This window comes from Caballeronia glathei, from assembly GCF_000698595.1.
GTDB classification, from domain to species: domain Bacteria; phylum Pseudomonadota; class Gammaproteobacteria; order Burkholderiales; family Burkholderiaceae; genus Caballeronia; species Caballeronia glathei.
The window spans coordinates 23,390-38,895 of record NZ_JFHC01000073.1 but is presented as its reverse complement, the minus strand read 5'-3'; the positions used below and the strand labels follow the sequence as shown (position 1 = coordinate 38,895).

General features: G+C 67.7%; 16 protein-coding genes and 1 pseudogene. 15 read left to right on the top strand and 2 right to left on the bottom strand.

What is annotated here, in order from left to right; all coding sequences use genetic code 11:
• Positions 1-144, top strand: a pseudogene (locus tag BG61_RS40565) (acetyl-CoA C-acyltransferase); the annotation flags it as partial.
• Positions 145-213: 69 nt separating this feature from the next.
• On the opposite strand, the gene BG61_RS31580 reads toward BG61_RS40565, so the two are convergent.
• Positions 214-630 (bottom strand): YciI family protein, encoded by a 417-nt coding sequence (locus BG61_RS31580; protein ID WP_035937367.1) that lies wholly within the window; start codon positions 628-630, stop codon positions 214-216.
• 199 nt (positions 631-829) lie between these two features.
• On the opposite strand from BG61_RS31580, the gene BG61_RS31575 reads away from it, so the two are divergent.
• The 6 genes from BG61_RS31575 to BG61_RS31550 all read left to right on the top strand — a co-directional run bounded on the left by BG61_RS31575 (position 830) and on the right by BG61_RS31550 (position 7,631).
• Positions 830-1,849: a LacI family DNA-binding transcriptional regulator gene (locus BG61_RS31575; protein ID WP_035937369.1), complete on the top strand. Its 1,020-nt coding sequence runs from the start codon at positions 830-832 to the stop codon at positions 1,847-1,849.
• A 1-nt stretch (position 1,850) separates the two neighbouring features.
• Complete coding sequence (locus BG61_RS31570) at positions 1,851-3,347, top strand: sugar ABC transporter ATP-binding protein (RefSeq protein WP_035937371.1); 1,497 nt, start codon at positions 1,851-1,853, stop codon at positions 3,345-3,347.
• Complete coding sequence (locus tag BG61_RS31565; RefSeq protein WP_035937374.1) at positions 3,328-4,344, top strand: ABC transporter permease; 1,017 nt, start codon at positions 3,328-3,330, stop codon at positions 4,342-4,344. Before BG61_RS31570 ends, BG61_RS31565 begins: the two co-directional genes overlap by 20 nt.
• A gap of 86 nt (positions 4,345-4,430) precedes the next feature.
• Positions 4,431-5,393, top strand: a complete 963-nt coding sequence (locus BG61_RS31560) for a substrate-binding domain-containing protein (RefSeq protein WP_035937376.1) — start codon at positions 4,431-4,433, stop codon at positions 5,391-5,393.
• 40 nt (positions 5,394-5,433) lie between these two features.
• Positions 5,434-6,495 (top strand): sugar phosphate isomerase/epimerase family protein, encoded by a 1,062-nt coding sequence (locus BG61_RS31555; protein ID WP_035937379.1) that lies wholly within the window; start codon positions 5,434-5,436, stop codon positions 6,493-6,495.
• Positions 6,492-7,631 (top strand): Gfo/Idh/MocA family protein, encoded by a 1,140-nt coding sequence (locus BG61_RS31550; protein WP_035937381.1) that lies wholly within the window; start codon positions 6,492-6,494, stop codon positions 7,629-7,631. Before BG61_RS31555 ends, BG61_RS31550 begins: the two co-directional genes overlap by 4 nt.
• A gap of 39 nt (positions 7,632-7,670) precedes the next feature.
• On the opposite strand, the gene gndA is transcribed toward BG61_RS31550, so the two are convergent.
• Positions 7,671-9,077, bottom strand: coding sequence for an NADP-dependent phosphogluconate dehydrogenase (gndA, locus tag BG61_RS31545; RefSeq protein ID WP_035937383.1), 1,407 nt, complete (start codon positions 9,075-9,077; stop codon positions 7,671-7,673).
• Between the two features lie 392 nt (positions 9,078-9,469).
• Between gndA and BG61_RS31540 the strand changes: the two genes are divergently transcribed.
• From BG61_RS31540 to otnK, 8 genes are all read left to right on the top strand, one after another.
• Positions 9,470-9,811 (top strand): hypothetical protein, encoded by a 342-nt coding sequence (locus tag BG61_RS31540; RefSeq protein ID WP_035937384.1) that lies wholly within the window; start codon positions 9,470-9,472, stop codon positions 9,809-9,811.
• A gap of 19 nt (positions 9,812-9,830) precedes the next feature.
• Positions 9,831-10,769 (top strand): 2-dehydropantoate 2-reductase, encoded by a 939-nt coding sequence (panE, locus tag BG61_RS31535; RefSeq protein ID WP_035937386.1) that lies wholly within the window; start codon positions 9,831-9,833, stop codon positions 10,767-10,769.
• 208 nt (positions 10,770-10,977) lie between these two features.
• Entirely contained in the window at positions 10,978-11,541 is a 564-nt protein-coding gene (locus BG61_RS31530) for a chromate transporter (protein ID WP_035937446.1), read from the top strand.
• Positions 11,538-12,068, top strand: a complete 531-nt coding sequence (locus BG61_RS31525; protein ID WP_035937387.1) for a chromate transporter — start codon at positions 11,538-11,540, stop codon at positions 12,066-12,068. Before BG61_RS31530 ends, BG61_RS31525 begins: the two co-directional genes overlap by 4 nt.
• Positions 12,069-12,174: 106 nt before the next feature.
• Positions 12,175-12,507 (top strand): thioredoxin family protein, encoded by a 333-nt coding sequence (locus BG61_RS31520; RefSeq protein ID WP_035937389.1) that lies wholly within the window; start codon positions 12,175-12,177, stop codon positions 12,505-12,507.
• 102 nt (positions 12,508-12,609) lie between these two features.
• Positions 12,610-13,314, top strand: coding sequence for a FadR/GntR family transcriptional regulator (locus BG61_RS31515; RefSeq protein ID WP_035937391.1), 705 nt, complete (start codon positions 12,610-12,612; stop codon positions 13,312-13,314).
• A 24-nt stretch (positions 13,315-13,338) separates the two neighbouring features.
• Complete coding sequence (gene ltnD / locus BG61_RS31510) at positions 13,339-14,244, top strand: L-threonate dehydrogenase (RefSeq protein ID WP_035937394.1); 906 nt, start codon at positions 13,339-13,341, stop codon at positions 14,242-14,244.
• Positions 14,241-15,506, top strand: coding sequence for a 3-oxo-tetronate kinase (otnK, locus tag BG61_RS31505; protein ID WP_035937396.1), 1,266 nt, complete (start codon positions 14,241-14,243; stop codon positions 15,504-15,506). Before ltnD ends, otnK begins: the two co-directional genes overlap by 4 nt.

The window sequence follows — 15,506 nt, the reverse complement described above, 5'->3', positions numbered from 1 at the left end:
GGCCATCCGATCGGCGCGACGGGCGCGGTGCTCACGACGCGCCTCGCCCACGCGATGAAGCGCGACGGTCTGCGCCGCGCGATGGTGACGCTCTGCATCGGCGGGGGGCAGGGCATCGCGCTCGCGCTGGAGCGCGTGAGCTGACGAGGGCCGAAGCGGGCTGAAACACATCGAAGCGAACAGGCGGCGCGGCCCGGAAACGGGCCGCGCCGCTTACTTTTTCGCCGCCTGCTGCATCTGCTCGAAGCCGGCGGCGGCGTCCTGCACGTCCGGCGGAAAATCCGCGAATTCCTGCACCTGACGCACCTCGATCACCTCGTTGCCCGACGCCGGACAGCGCTTCGCCCACTCGATCGCTTCCTCGCGCGACTTCACCTGGATCATCCAGTACCCGCCGAGCACTTCCTTCGCCTCGGCGAACGGCCCGTCCGTCACGCGGGGCTTGCCGCCTTCGAACGAGACGCGCGCGCCCATCGACGGCGGATGCAGCCCGTCGAGCGCCAGCAGCACGCCTGCCTTCTGCAATTCCTCGTTGTATCGCATCATCGCCGCGACGGCGCCGGCGTCCGGCATCGTGCCTGGCTCCGCGCTCTCGTAGCCGTGGGGGATCATCAGCATCATGAATCGCATTTGGAATCTCCTGTCGAATGGGGGTGACGAGCGCAAGCGCCGCTCTGTACCATACGACGACCGGCTCACGGAGAAATCGACATGCGTCGTCAAAATGCGTCTCCGCGTTTGTCCCTATCCCGCTCCTATTGCTAACGCAGTGCAGCAAACCGAATAATGTAATCCATTACATTTTCACAACCGAAGGCTGCGAGGACCTGTGCCCCAGACCGTTCGCCCGAGCGAGGAAGTTTCGATTGCCGATGTCGCTGCGAGGGCGGGCGTCTCGGTGGCGACCGTGTCGCGCGTGCTCAACGGCCACACCAACGTGCGCCAGCCGACGCGCGAAAAGGTGCTCGCCGCCGTCGCGGTGAGCGGCTACCGCATCAACGAACTCGCGCGCAATCTGCGCACCGCCGAAAGCCGTCTGCTGCTCACGATGGTGCCCGACTTCGGCAACCCTTTCTACGCCGCGATCGTGCGCGGCATCGACAGCGTCGCGCGCCAGAACGGCTACTTCATGCTCCTGTGCGACACCGGCGCCGACCCGCTGCGCGAGCGCAGCTATTTCGACCTGCTGCGCGGCCGCCGCGCCGACGGCGCGATCTGCCTCGATCCCGCCGCCGTGCAGAAGGCGCTGGCCGAGGAGGCGTCGGCGCTGCCCTGGGTCGCGTGCTGCGAGTTCGACCCGGCGGCGGGCGTGCCGTACGTGGGCATCGACAACCACGCGGCCGCCGGCGACGTGGTGCGCTATCTCGTCGGCCGGGGCCACCGGAAGATCGCGCTCATCAATTCAGGCCACGGCTACCTGTACGGGCGGCAGCGCTTCGAGGGCTACCGCGACGCGCTTGTCGCGGCCGGCATCGAGGCGCATCCGGCATGGCAGATCGAACTCGACAGCCTCGACTACACAGCGGGCGAAGCCGCTGCGCGGCAACTGGCGGCGCTCGGCGCCGACCGGCCGACCGCCGTTTTCGCCGTCTCCGACACGCTGGCGATCGGCGTGATCAACGGCCTGCGCGGCGCGGCCCTGAGCGTGCCGGAGGACGTGGCGGTCGTCGGCTTCGACGACATCGCCGTGGCCGCGCACATCGATCCGCCGCTCACCACCGTCGCGCAGCCGATGCAGGAACTCGGCGAAACGGCCGCGCATCTGCTCCTCAAGCGCCTGCGCGAACCGGAGGCGCAGGTGGCGGGCGTGCTTCTGCCGCATCAGCTTATCCTGCGAAGGAGCGCGTGAGATGAGCCTGTCGGTGCGCTTCGACGCGATCGAAAAGCAGTTCGGCCCCGTGCGCGTGCTGCACGGTGTGAGCTTCGATCTCGCGCCCGGGCGCATCTACGGCCTCCTGGGCGAGAACGGCGCGGGCAAGTCGACGCTCATGAAGATCCTCGCCGGCTACGAGCGCGCGAGCGCGGGCACGGTGTCGGTGGGCGGCCAGCCGGTCGCGTTCGCCAGTTCGCGCGACGCCGAGGGCGCGGGCATCGTGCTGATCCACCAGGAACTGAACCTCGCGGATCACCTGAGCATCGTGCAGAACATGTTTCTCGGCCACGAAAAGCGCCGCGGCCTGCTGCTCGACGAGCCCGCGATGCGCGACGCCGCGCGCACGCGTCTTGCCGATGTCGGGCTGCACAGGCATCCCGACACGAAGGTGCGCGATCTGATCGTCGCGGAAAAGCAGCTCGTGGAGATCGCGAAGGCGATGCTGCGCGAGGCGCGCCTGCTCATCATGGACGAGCCGACCGCGACCCTCACGCCCGCCGAAACGCAGCGCCTCTTCGCGCTGATGGCGCGGCTGAAGGAAGACGGCGTGACGATCGTCTACATTTCGCACAAGCTCGACGAAGTCGAGCGCGTGACCGACGAAGTGATCGTGATGCGCGACGGCCGCTTCGTCACGCGCTCGCCGACGGCGAAGCTCACGCGCCAGCAGATGGCGAACCTGATGGTCGGCCGCGAAGTCTCCGACATGTTTCCCGCGAAGCCGCCGCTGCCCGCCGGCGCGCCGGTCGCGCTGTCCGCCGAGAACATATCGGTGCCCGGCTGGGCGCACAACGTGAGCTTCTCGGTGCGCGCGGGCGAGGTGCTGGGCTTCGCCGGGCTGGTCGGCGCGGGGCGCACGGAGCTGTTCGAATCGCTGATCGGCGTGCGCAAGCGCAGCGCCGGCCGCATCGCGCTCGACGGCCAGCCGCTCGGCGCGGGACGGCCGCGCAATCCGCGCGACGCGATGACGCACGGCATCACGTATCTGAGCGAAGACCGCAAGGGCCGCGGCCTGCACGTCGACATGGCGCTGAAGGACAACCTCACGCTGATGACGCTGGAACGCTACGCGCATCCTTTCGTCGACGGCACCGCCGAACGCGAGGCGCTGAAGAAGGCGGTCGCCGACTTCGGGATCCGCACCGGCAATCTCGCGAGCCGCGCGCGCATGCTCTCGGGCGGCAACCAGCAGAAGCTCGCGCTCGCCAAGTTCCTGCACCCCGACCCGCGCGTGATCGTGCTCGACGAGCCGACGCGCGGCGTGGATGTCGGCGCGAAACGCGACATCTATTTCCTGATTCACCGGCTCGCCGCGCAGGGGCGGGCGGTGATCGTGATTTCCTCCGAACTGATCGAGCTGATCGGCTTGTGCCATCGCGTCGCGGTGATGCGCGGGGGCGAGCTCGTCGCGACGCTCGGCATCGAACACCTGACCGAAGAGAGGTTGATCGCGCATGCGACCGGCACACACTGAAGGCGTCGAAACAAGCAGCCGCATCGGCGGATTCGCGCGGCGGCTGCACGGCATCGGGCCGTTGCTCGGACTCGTCGCGCTGTGCATCGGCGGCACGCTGCTCAACGGCGACTTCGCGACGCTCGACAACGCGATGAACGTCCTCACGCGCACGTCGTTCATCGGCATCATCGCGGTGGGCATGACGTTCGTGATCATCTCGGGCGGCATCGACCTGTCGGTCGGCTCGATGGCCGCGCTGATCGCGGGCAGCATGATCTGGATGATGAACGGCCTGAAGGCCGGCCTGGGCGGTCACACGTTCGCGCCGCTCACCATCGTCATGCTCGGCATCGTTCTAGCCCTTGTTTTAGGGGGTCTTTTCGGTTTCGCGCATGGTCTTCTCGTGACGAAGGGACGCATCGAGCCGTTCATCGTGACGCTCGGCACCCTCGGCATGTTTCGCGCACTGCTCACGTGGCTCGCCGACGGCGGCGCGCTCACGCTCGACAACTCGCTCGCCGATCTCTACGGACCCGTCTATTACGCGAGCCTCTTCGGCGTGCCGGTGCCGATCTGGGTGTTTCTCGTCGTCGCGGCGGGCGGCGCGCTCGTGCTGAACCGCACCGTGTTCGGGCGCCACGTGCAGGCGATCGGCTCGAACGAGCAGGTGGCGCGCTACGCGGCGATCCGCGTCGATGCCGTGAAGATCGCCACCTACGTGCTGCTCGGCCTGTGCGTGGGCGTCGCGACGGTGCTGTACGTGCCGCGCCTCGGCTCGGCCACGCCGACCACCGGCCTCTTGTGGGAGCTCGAGGCGATCGCGGCGGTGGTCGTCGGCGGGACGGCGCTCAGGGGCGGCGAGGGGCGCGTGATCGGTACGGTGATCGGCGCGATCCTGCTGTCGGTCATCAGCAACATCCTGAACCTGACGAGCATCATCAGCGTGTATCTGAATGCGGCGGTGCAGGGCGCCGTGATCATCTTCGTGGCTTTCCTGCAGCGTGGCCGCCGTTGAAACGTGAGGCGCGGCTGAAACATGACCTTTGCGCAGTGAATTCATAACCAGGCGCGCGACGCGTGCTGAAAACTGGAGACATCACCATGAAAAAAGTGCTTCGCGCGATTGGCGCCCTGACGCTTGCGACCTGCGCGCTCGCCGCGAGTCCGTTCGTGTCCGCAGCCGACAAGGTCATACTCGGCGTGTCGATTCCCACCGCGACGCACGGCTTCACGGGCGGCATCGTCTGGTGGGCCAACGAAGCGAAGAAGGAGCTGGAGAAGGCGCATCCGGACCTGAAGATCATCGTGAAGACGGCGAGCGGCGCGCCCGAGCAGGCCAACCAGTTGCAAGACCTCGTGACCGTCAACAAGATCAACGCGCTCGTGATCTTCCCGTTCGAATCGGCGTCGCTCACGCAGCCGGTCGCACAGGTGAAGAAGAAGGGCGTGTACGTGACGGTGGTGGACCGCGGCCTCACCGACACGAGCGCGCAGGACGCCTATGTCGCCGGCGACAACACCGCGTTCGGCAAGCTCCCCGCCGAGTACCTCGCGAAGCAGATGGGCGGCAAGGGGAACATCGTCGCGCTGCGCGGCATTCCGACCACGCTCGACAACGAGCGCTGGGCCGCGTTCGAATCGGTGATGAAGCAGTATCCGGACATCAAGATCCTCGATGCGAAGTACGCGAACTGGAACCGCGACGACGCGTTCAAGGTGATGCAGGACTACCTCACGCGCTTCAAGCACATCGATGCAGTCTGGGCCGCCGACGACGACATGATGGTCGGCGTGCTGAAGGCGATCGATCAGGCGAAGCGCACGGACATCAAGGAAGTGTTCGGCGGCGCGGGGTCGAAGGAGGCGGTCAAGCGGATCATCGACGGCGACGCGCGCGTGCAGGCCGACGTCTCCTACTCGCCGAAATTCATCTACGACGCGATCAAGATGACGGCCGATGCGCGCCTGAAGGGCGAGAAGCTGCCGCCGACGACGATCATCCCGTCGGTGCTGATCACGAAGGACAACGCGAAGCAGTTCTACTATCCGAACTCGCCGTTCTGAGTCCGCCCTCGACCACGCTTGCGCACATGGATCGAACGAGATGAAAACCATCAAAGGCCCGGCGATATTTCTCGCGCAGTTTCTCGGCGACGAGCTTCCCTTCGACAACCTCGCCCATCTCGCGTCGTGGGCGAAGGGGCTCGGTTACGAGGGCATCCAGGTGCCCGCCGATCCGCGCCTGATCGACCTCGAAAAGGCGGCGGCGAGCGACGCGTATTGCGACGACCTGCGCCGCGTGGTGGACGACGCGGGTGTGTGCATCACGGAGCTGTCGACGCATCTGCAGGGGCAGCTCGTCGCGGTGCATCCTGCCTACGACACGCTCTTCGACGGCTTCGCCGCGCCGCACGTGCGCGGCAATCCGGCGGCGCGCACCGAATGGGCGATCGCGCAGATGAAGCACGCGGCGGCGGCGTCGCGCCGGCTCGGGCTTTCGGCGCACGTGTCGTTTTCCGGGGCGCTCGCGTGGCCGTATGTGTATCCGTGGCCGCAGCGTCCGGCGGGTCTCGTCGAAGCGGCGTTCGACGAACTCGCGGCGCGCTGGCGCCCGATTCTCGACGCGTTCGACGAAGCGGGCGTCGATGTCTGCTATGAACTGCACCCGGGCGAGGACCTGCACGACGGCGTGACGTTCGAGCGCTTTCTCGCGGCGGTGGGCAATCATCCACGCGCCAACATCCTCTTCGACCCGAGCCATTTCGTGCTGCAGCAGCTCGACTATCTGCAGTTCATCGACATCTATCACGACCGCATCAAGGCGTTTCATGTGAAGGATGCGGAGTTCCGGCCGAATGGGCGGCAGGGCGTGTACGGCGGCTATTCGGGCTGGGCCGAGCGCGCGGGCCGGTTCCGTTCGCTCGGCGACGGGCAGATCGACTTCAAGGCGATCTTCTCGAAGATGGCGCAATACGATTTCGCGGGCTGGGCCGTGCTCGAATGGGAGTGCGCGCTGAAGCACCCGGAAGACGGCGCGCGCGAAGGCGCCGTCTTTATCCGCGATCACATCATCCGCGTGGCGGCGCGCGCATTCGACGACTTCGCCGGCAGCGGCGCGAATCGCGAACAGCTTCGCGGCGTGCTCGGCATCGGAGACAGAACATGAAACGGCGTCTGCGGCTCGGCATGGTCGGCGGCGGCGATGGCGCGTTCATCGGCGCGGTACATCGGATTGCGGCGCGCATCGACGACCGCTTCGAAGTCGTGGCGGGCGCGCTGTCGTCGAACCCCGAGCGCGCGGCGGCGAGCGCGGCGAGCATCGGCCTCGCGCGAAGCTACGCGGATTTCCGCGAGATGGCCGCGGCCGAATCCGCGCGCGAGGACGGTATCGATGCGGTCGCGATCGTTACGCCGAACCATCTGCATGCGCGCGTCGCCACGGCGTTTCTCGAAGCGGGCATCCATGTGATCTGCGACAAGCCGCTCGCCGTGTCGCTCGACGAAGGCGAGGCGCTCGCGCGGCTCGCGCGCGGCAAGGGCCTCGTGTTCGCGGTCACCTATACGTACACGGGCTACCCGCTCGTGCGCCACGCGCGCGCGATGGTGCAGCAGGGTGCGCTGGGCGACGTGCGGCTCGTGAACGTGGAGTATGCGCAGGACTGGCTGTCGCTGCCCGTCGAGCATCAGTCGAACCGGCAGGCCGCGTGGCGCACCGATCCGGCGCTGGCAGGGCCCGCGGGTTGCCTCGGCGACATCGGCACGCACGCGTATCAGCTCGCGGAGTTCGTGACGGGGCAGCGGCCCTCGGAGGTGTCGGCGGAAGTCTCGACGTTCGTCGAGAACCGTCCCATCGACGACCACGTTCAGGCGATGCTGCGCTACGCGAGCGGCGCGCGCGGCGTGCTCTGGGCGAGCCAGGTCGCGGCGGGCGAGGAGAATGCGCTGCGTCTGCGCGTGTACGGCACGAAGGCGGGCCTCGCCTTCGACCAGCAGAATCCGAACGAACTGTGGTTCACGCCGCTTGGCGGCGCGGCGGAGCGCATCACGCGCGGCCGGGTGCAGGGCGCTGAAGCGCTGCACGCGACGCGCGTGCCGGCGGGCCACCCCGAAGGGTATCTCGAAGCGTTCGCGCAGCTTTATGCGGATGCGGCGTCGCAGATCGAGGCGGCAATGGGCGGCGACGCGCCGCCGCCCGAAAGCGCGCTTCTGACCAATGTGGACGACGGCGTCGCCGGGCTGCGGTTCATCGACGCAGTGCTGCGGAGCAGCCGGGCGAACGGGGGGTGGGTGACGCTCGGATAAACAGGGCGGTCTCGCAACGAGACCGCCCTGTTCAGAACCTCACGCCCAATCCGCGTGAAAACTTCCCTTCTTGTCCACCCGCTCGAACGTATGCGCGCCGAAGAAATCGCGCTGCGCCTGCACGAGATTCGCCGGCAGCCGCTCCGAGCGGTAGCTGTCGAAGTAGGCCACCGCCGACGAGAACGCCGGCACCGGCACGCCCGCCTTCACCGCCGCCACGACCACGTCGCGCAGCGCATCCTGATACTTGGCCGCGATGTCGCTGAAATACGGATCGAGCAGCAGGTTCGCGAGCGCCGCGTCCTTCGCGTACGCGTCGGTGATCTTCTGCAGGAAGCGCGCGCGGATGATGCAGCCCGCCCGGAAGATCTTCGCGATCTCGCCGTACTGCAGGTTCCACTTGTAGTCGTCCGAAGCCGCGCGCAACTGCGCGAACCCCTGCGCATACGACACGATCTTGCTCAGATACAGCGCGCGCCGCACTGATTCGATGAACGCGCCCCGATCGCCGTCGAACCTGGGCTCAGGCCCGCTCAGTTGCTTGCTTGCCGCCACGCGCTGATCCTTCAGCGACGACAGCACGCGCGCGAACACCGCTTCCGTGATGAGCGGCAGCGGCGCGCCGAGATCGAGCGCGTTCTGGCTCGTCCACTTGCCGGTGCCTTTTTGCGCGGCGCGATCCAGGATCACGTCGACGAGATCCTTGCCGGTTTCCTCGTCCTTCTTCGAGAAGATCTTCGACGTGATCTCGATCAGGTAGCTGTCGAGCTCGCCCTTGTTCCACTCCACGTAGACCTTGCCCAGCTCCTCGTTCGAGAGGCCAGCGACGCGCTTCAGCACGTCATAGCTCTCGGCGATCAGTTGCATGTCGCCGTATTCGATGCCGTTGTGCACCATCTTCACGAAGTGCCCGGCGCCGTCCGGGCCCATGTAGGCGACGCACGGCTCGCCATCCGGCGCCTTCGCGGCGATCTCGGTGAGGATCGGGGCAACGAGGTCGTATGCCTCGCGCTGGCCGCCGGGCATGATCGACGGCCCCTTGAGCGCGCCTTCCTCGCCGCCCGACACGCCCGTGCCGATGAAATGCAGCCCCGACTTCGCGAGGTCCTGGTTGCGGCGGATCGTGTCGGTGAAATGCGTGTTGCCGCCGTCGATCAGGATGTCGCCCTTTTGCAGCAGCGGACGCAGCGCGTCGATGGTGTCGTCGGTGCCTTCTCCCGCCTTCACCATCAGCAGGATGCGGCGCGGCGTTTCGAGCGACTCGACGAACTCTTCCAGCGAGTAGGCCGGCACGAGCTTCTTGTCGGGATGTTCCGCGATCAGTTCGTCGGTCTTCGCGCGGCTTCGGTTGTACACCGAAACGGCGTGGCCGCGGCTCTCGATGTTCAGCGCAAGGTTGCGGCCCATGACGGCCAGGCCGACTACGCCGATTGCTTGTTTGCTCATGCTCTCTCTCCGGATGTCCGGCGCGCCGGCGGATCGTGGCGGGCAGCGCGACGGGTGAAACGTGGCTAACGGGGCGACGCTCGCGTAACGGCCGGTTTCGGTGAAACGGAGCGGTCGGGCAGAGCCGCTTCCGGTGTCGCGCGCGAGGCGCGCGATGGGTGCGAAGCGCGCAGGGCAGGCATGAGCGCGCGACGCCCGAAACCGATTTCCGCGCGAGCGCGGACGGACCCGAGATTACCACTTTGACCGGCGTCTGGCAGATGCTCCGCACGCTCGCGGACCATGCTGCAACGCCGCGAGGAGCCCGTGCGGGCCGCCGCGTCATATCGCCCGAGCGTCGCGCTGGCGGCCGGACTAGAATGGACGTCCCCCGCCCGCGTACCAGAAGAGGCATGGCGCTTCGTCGACCACCGCATCGTCACCACTACTCGGTCTATGTGATCGAATTGTCCGGTTCGGTCTGGAACGAAGCGCGTTTTCGGCGCGCCAACCCGGACTACGTGCCGGGCATGCCGTTCGTCTACGTGGGGATGACGGGGATCGATCCGGACGTGCGCTTCGACAAGCACAAGGCCGGCATCCAGTCGAACCGGTTCGTGCGCGATTTCGGGCTGCGGCTCCTGCCGCGCCTTTACGAGGTCTACAACCCGATGCCCTACGAGGGCGCGCGCGAGATGGAAGTCGAGGTGGCCATTGGTCTGCGGGAAGCGGGATACGGCGTCTGGCAGGCATGACATCAACATGGAGCGGGATATGCGGATTCTGGTAGTGGGCGCGGGAGCGATCGGCGGGTACTTCGGCGGGCGTCTTCTCGACGCGGGCAGGGACGTGACCTTTCTCGTGCGCGAGCGGCGCGCAGAGCGCCTCGCGCAATGCGGGCTGAAGCTGCGCAGCCCGCTTGGCGACCTCGTGCTCGAATGTCCGCCGACCATCCTCTCGCGCGACGTCGACAAGCCGTTCGATCTCGTACTGCTGAGCTGCAAGGCGTATGACCTCGAAGGCGCGATCGGGTCGGTGAAGGGCGCCGTCGGGCCGGACACGGTGGTGCTGCCGCTCCTGAACGGCATGCGCCATCTCGACGTGCTCGACTCGCACTTCGGCGCCGGCCGCGTGCTCGGCGGCCAGTGCGTGATCGCCGCAACGCTGGATTCGGCCGGCGAAATCGTTCATCTGAACAATCTGCATTCGATCACCTTCGGCGAGCGCGCGGGCGGACGTTCGGCGCGCGTCGACGCGATCGCCGCCGAGTTCGAAGGCGCCGGCTTCGACTTCAATGTGAGCGATGACATCCTTCAGTCGATGTGGGAAAAGTGGGTGTTCCTCGCCACGCTCGCGGCGGGCACGTGCCTGATGCGCGCGCCGATCGGCGACATTCTCGCGGCGCCGGGCGGCGAGGCGCTGCTGCTCGGCCTCTTCGACGAGTGCAGCGGCATCGCGGCGGACCACGGCCACCGGCCGGGCGAGGCGAACACGGCACGCTCGCGCGCGATGATCACGGAGAAGGGCTCGCTGATCACGGCGTCGATGCTGCGCGACCTCGAAAGCAATGCGCCGATCGAGGCGGATCACGTGATCGGCGACCTGCTCGCGCGGCGCAAGGCGCCCGTCGCGGGCGCTTCGGTGCTGGCCGTTGCGTACACGCACCTGAAGGCTTACGAGGCCCGGCGCGACCGGACGGCGAAAGCGGGCTGAACGGGGCTCGCCTGAAAGGCGGGCGGCGCGTTGCGGCGGCGCAATCGCGCGTCCGCTTTCGCCCGCCTTCCGTATTTCGTACACGCGACCTACGCGATCCTTTCGCGGACAAAAATTCGGCTTCGCGCGCGGCGAATGGCATCGAATGCCTGGAAAACGCGCGGCATCGGCGTTACGCTTGCCGCTTTTTCCGAGCATCCGCGAAGCCATGCCACCCGATGCCCCGCAGCGCCCGCCCGCCCGCATTCCGACCCTCGCCGAGATCTTCACCGGCTTCCTCGCGCTCGGCCTCACGGCCTTCGGCGGCGCGCTGCCGCACGCGCGGCGCGAGATCGTCGAGCGCCGCAAGTGGCTCGACGCCGACGAGTTCACCGATCTCCTCGGTCTCTGCCAGTTCCTGCCGGGCGGCAATGTGATCAACCTGTCGGTGGCGGTCGGCATGCGCTTTCGCGGCGTGGCGGGCGCGCTCGCGGGGCTGCTCGGGCTGATCGTCGGGCCGACGCTGGTCGTGATCGCGCTCGGCGTGCTGTATCAGCGCACGCACCACGACCCGCGCGTCGAGCATCTCTTCGCCGGACTGGCGGCGGCCGCGGCGGGCCTGCTCGTGGCGATGGCGGTGAAGATCGCGTGGCCGCTGCGCAGGAAGCCGGAGATGGCGCTGATTGCCGTGCTGGCGTTCGTCGCGATAGCGCTGCTGCGCTTTCCGCTCCTTCCCACGATGCTCGTGCTCACGCCGGTCTCCATCCTGCTCGCCTCGAAGGTGCGCCGATGAATCACGATCTCGTCTCGCTCGCCGCGATTTTCAGCCAGCTGTCGCTGCTCGCCTTCGGCGGCGGCAATACGATCCTGCCCGAAATGCAGCGGCAGGTCGTGGAAGTGCACCAATGGATGTCGAAGGCCGATTTTTCGGCGCTTTTCGCGCTCGCGCAGGCGGCGCCCGGGCCCAACATGATGGTCGTGACGCTGGTCGGCTGGCACGTGGCGGGCTGGCCGGGCGTGCTCGTGAGCTCGGCGGCGAAGTTCGGGCCGTCGTCGCTGGTGACGATCGCGGCCATGCACGCATGGGAGCGCTTCAAGACGCGTCCGTGGCGGCGTTTCGTGCAGGCGGGTCTCGTGCCGATGACGGCGGGGCTCGTCGCGGCGAGTGCGTCGCTGATCGCGCAGGCGTCGGACCGGAACTGGACGCTCGGCGCGATCACGGCGGGCGTCGCGGTGCTGGCGTACAAGTCGCGGCTGCACCCGCTGTGGCTGCTGGCGGCGGGAAGCGTGATCGGGCTCCTCGCGCTCGGGTGGTCGTGAGCAGCGTTTCGCCGGTGCGGGCAGGATTTCTGCTCCTCTGCTGTAATGAGCGACCTGATCATCGACTGCGATCGAGGAAGCACGAACCATGGCAAGGACCACCCCAATGACTACCGAATACGCCCGCACGGAGCCGCCGCGCGCCGACATCGACGACCTGGCGGGCCCGACCGTCGTCGAATTCGGGACCGACTGGTGCGGCTTCTGCCGCGCCGCGCAGCCGCTGATCGCGCAGGCGTTCCAGGAGCATCCCGGCGTGCGCCATCTGAAGATCGAAGACGGCAGCGGCCGGCCGCTCGGCCGCTCATTTCGCGTGAAGCTCTGGCCGACGCTCGTGTTCATGCTGGACGGCAAGGAAGTCGCCCGCCTCGTGCGTCCGCAGGACACGTCCGAAGTACGCGACGCACTCGCGCTCATCGACAAGCCGCTCTCCCGCTGACCGCCCTAGGGGCCTGGATAAAGGCCTAAGGGTTATCTCCGATACGCCTCTCGCCGAGCAAACTTGTATGATGACCTTATCACCTAACAAGCATCGGCGAACATGTTCGAGAAAATCCCGGCGCGGGCGTTGAGCGACACGGTCGCGCAGCAGATCCAGAAGCAGATCGAGAAGGGCAGCTTCGCGACAAGCGGCAAGCTCCCGACCGAAGCCGTGCTCGCGCAGGAATTCGGCGTGAGCCGCACGGTGATCCGCGAGGCGATTTCGCGCCTGAAGAACGAAGGCATGGTCGAGCCGCGCCAGGGCAGCGGCGTGTTCGTGGTCGAGCGGGCGGGCATCCGGCCGTTGCGCATCGATTACGCGCAGGCGGTCGAGCCGGGCTCGGTCGTGCAGATCCTCGCGCTGAGGCGTGCGATCGAGGCGGAGGTGGCGTCGGAAGCCGCGATGCGCCGCACCGACGCGCAGATGGCCGACATCGACGCCGCGCTCGCGAAGATCGGGACGGCGGTGGCGGAAGGCGAGGACGGCGTGGCCGAGGACGTCGCGTTTCACCGCGCGATTGCGAACGCTACCGGCAACCCGTACTTCCTGAAAACGCTCACCTTTCTGAACCAGTATCTCGAAGCCGGCACGCTCGTCACGCGCAAGAACGAGGCGCTGCGCGAGGATTTCTCCCGGCAGGTCCGCGAGGAACACGCGGCGATCGCCGCCGCGATCCGCGCGGGCGACCCGATGGCCGCGCGCAACGCCGCGCAGACGCACCTCTACAACGCCGCCCGCCGCCTGGCGGAAGCCGGTATCCGCTAACGCAGTATCCAGAAGGGAATCGACATGTCCAGAAATGTGGGAGTCATCGGCCTGGGCGCCATGGGCCTCGGTGTCGCGCGCTCGCTGTTGCGCGCGGGTTTTGCCGTCCATGCGTGCGACGTGCGCGCGCCAGTGCTCGAAGCGTTCGCGGCCGAAGGCGGCATCGCGTGCGCGTCGCCGGCGGAAATGGGCGGCAAGTGCGATGTGGTCGTGACGCTCGTCGTCAACGCGGCGCAGACGGAAACCGTGCTGTTCGGCAGTGAGGAGAAGCCGGGCGCCGTGGCGTCGATGAAGCCGGGCGGCGTGGTGATCGCCTGCGCGACCGTCGCGCCGGCGTTTGCCGTCGAGCTCGGCAAGCGCGTGGAAGCCGCCGGCCTGCAGATGATCGACGCGCCGGTCTCCGGCGGCGCGGCGCGCGCGGCATCGGGCGAAATGACGATGATGACCTCCGGCCCCGCCGCCGCCTACGCCGCGTCCGAAGACGTGCTCGCCGCGATGGCGGGCAAGGTGTATCGCCTGGGCGACGCGCACGGCGCCGGCTCGAAGGTCAAGATCATCAACCAGCTGCTCGCGGGCGTGCACATCGCCGCGGCCGCGGAGGCGATGGCGCTCGGCCTGCGCGAAGGCGTGGACCCGGACGCGCTCTACGACGTCATCACGCACAGCGCGGGCAATTCGTGGATGTTCGAGAACCGCGTGCCGCACATCCTCGCGGGGGACTACACGCCGCTTTCCGCCGTCGACATCTTCGTGAAGGACCTGGGCCTCGTGCTCGATACCGCGCGCACGTCGAAATTCCCGCTGCCGCTCTCGGCGGCGGCGCACCAGATGTTCATGATGGCCTCGACGGCCGGCCACGGCGGCGAGGACGACTCCGCCGTCATCAAGATTTTCCCGGGCATCGACGTCCCGAAGGGAGCAAAGCAATGACCCAAGCGCTGCTCGGCTGCATCGCCGACGACTTCACCGGCGCCACCGATCTCGCCAACATGCTCGTGCGCGGCGGCATGCGCACGGTGCAGACGATCGGCGTGCCCGCCGCAGGGACGAAAATCGAGGCCGACGCCCTCGTGGTCGCGCTGAAATCGCGCACGATCGCGCCGCAGGAGGCCGTCGAGCAATCGCTCGCCGCGCTCGAATGGCTGCGCGCGCAGGGCTGCCGCCAGTTCTTCTTCAAATACTGCTCGACCTTCGATTCCACCGACCGCGGCAACATCGGCCCGGTCGCGGAAGCGCTGCTCGACGCGCTGAAGGACGATTTCACGATCGCCTGCCCGGCGTTTCCCGAGAACGGCCGCACGATCTTTCGCGGCAACCTGTTCGTCGGCGACGTGCTGCTGAACGAGTCGGGCATGGAAAACCATCCGCTCACGCCGATGACCGATCCGAACCTCGTGCGCGTGCTCGGGCGGCAGGTGAAATCGAAAGTCGGGCTGATCCGCTACGACACGATCGCCAAGGGCGCAGAAGCGGTGCGCGAGCGGATCGCGGCGCTGCGCGGGGAAGGCGTGCGGCTCGCCATCGCGGATGCCGTCTCCGATTCCGACCTCTACGTGCTCGGCAAGGCGTGCGCGGACCTGAAGCTCATCACGGGCGGTTCGGGCATCGCGCTCGGGCTGCCGCAGAACTTCGGCCAGCTGTCCGACACCGGCCACGCCGCCGACCTGCCGGCCATCGAAGGCCGCGCCGTCGTGCTGGCGGGCAGCGCATCGAAGGCGACGAACGCGCAGGTGGCCGAGTGGCGCGCCGGCAAGCCGGGCTTTCGCGTCGACCCGATGGCGCTTTCGCGCGGCGAGAACGTCGTCGAGCAGGCGATCGCGTTCGCGCAGGAGCATCGCGGCGAACCCGTGCTGATCTACGCGACGTCCACGCCCGACGAAGTGAAGGCGGTGCAGAAGGAACTGGGCGTCGAGAAGGCCGGGCATCTCGTCGAAGCGGCGCTCGCGGCCATTGCGAGCGGATTGCGCGATCTCGGCGTGCGCAAGTTCGTCGTCGCGGGCGGCGAGACCTCGGGCGCGGTCGTGCAGGCGCTCGGCGTGCAGTCGCTGCGCATCGGACCGCAGATCGACCCGGGCGTGCCGGCGACGCAGTCGATCGGCGAAGCGCCGCTCGCGCTCGCGCTCAAGTCGGGCAATTTCGGCGGCACGGATTTCTTCGCGAAAGCGCTGAAGTCGCTCGACGGAGCGGCATGA

Coding starts and splice junctions, on each gene's coding strand:
- BG61_RS31580 (WP_035937367.1), bottom strand. CDS start 630: ATGCGATTCATGATGCTGATGATCCCCCACGGCTACGAGAGCGCGGAG.
- BG61_RS31570 (WP_035937371.1), top strand. CDS start 1,851: ATGAGCCTGTCGGTGCGCTTCGACGCGATCGAAAAGCAGTTCGGCCCC.
- BG61_RS31565 (WP_035937374.1), top strand. CDS start 3,328: ATGCGACCGGCACACACTGAAGGCGTCGAAACAAGCAGCCGCATCGGC.
- BG61_RS31560 (WP_035937376.1), top strand. CDS start 4,431: ATGAAAAAAGTGCTTCGCGCGATTGGCGCCCTGACGCTTGCGACCTGC.
- BG61_RS31555 (WP_035937379.1), top strand. CDS start 5,434: ATGAAAACCATCAAAGGCCCGGCGATATTTCTCGCGCAGTTTCTCGGC.
- BG61_RS31550 (WP_035937381.1), top strand. CDS start 6,492: ATGAAACGGCGTCTGCGGCTCGGCATGGTCGGCGGCGGCGATGGCGCG.
- gndA (WP_035937383.1), bottom strand. CDS start 9,077: ATGAGCAAACAAGCAATCGGCGTAGTCGGCCTGGCCGTCATGGGCCGC.
- BG61_RS31540 (WP_035937384.1), top strand. CDS start 9,470: ATGGCGCTTCGTCGACCACCGCATCGTCACCACTACTCGGTCTATGTG.
- panE (WP_035937386.1), top strand. CDS start 9,831: ATGCGGATTCTGGTAGTGGGCGCGGGAGCGATCGGCGGGTACTTCGGC.
- BG61_RS31530 (WP_035937446.1), top strand. CDS start 10,978: ATGCCACCCGATGCCCCGCAGCGCCCGCCCGCCCGCATTCCGACCCTC.
- BG61_RS31525 (WP_035937387.1), top strand. CDS start 11,538: ATGAATCACGATCTCGTCTCGCTCGCCGCGATTTTCAGCCAGCTGTCG.
- BG61_RS31520 (WP_035937389.1), top strand. CDS start 12,175: ATGACTACCGAATACGCCCGCACGGAGCCGCCGCGCGCCGACATCGAC.
- BG61_RS31515 (WP_035937391.1), top strand. CDS start 12,610: ATGTTCGAGAAAATCCCGGCGCGGGCGTTGAGCGACACGGTCGCGCAG.
- ltnD (WP_035937394.1), top strand. CDS start 13,339: ATGTCCAGAAATGTGGGAGTCATCGGCCTGGGCGCCATGGGCCTCGGT.
- otnK (WP_035937396.1), top strand. CDS start 14,241: ATGACCCAAGCGCTGCTCGGCTGCATCGCCGACGACTTCACCGGCGCC.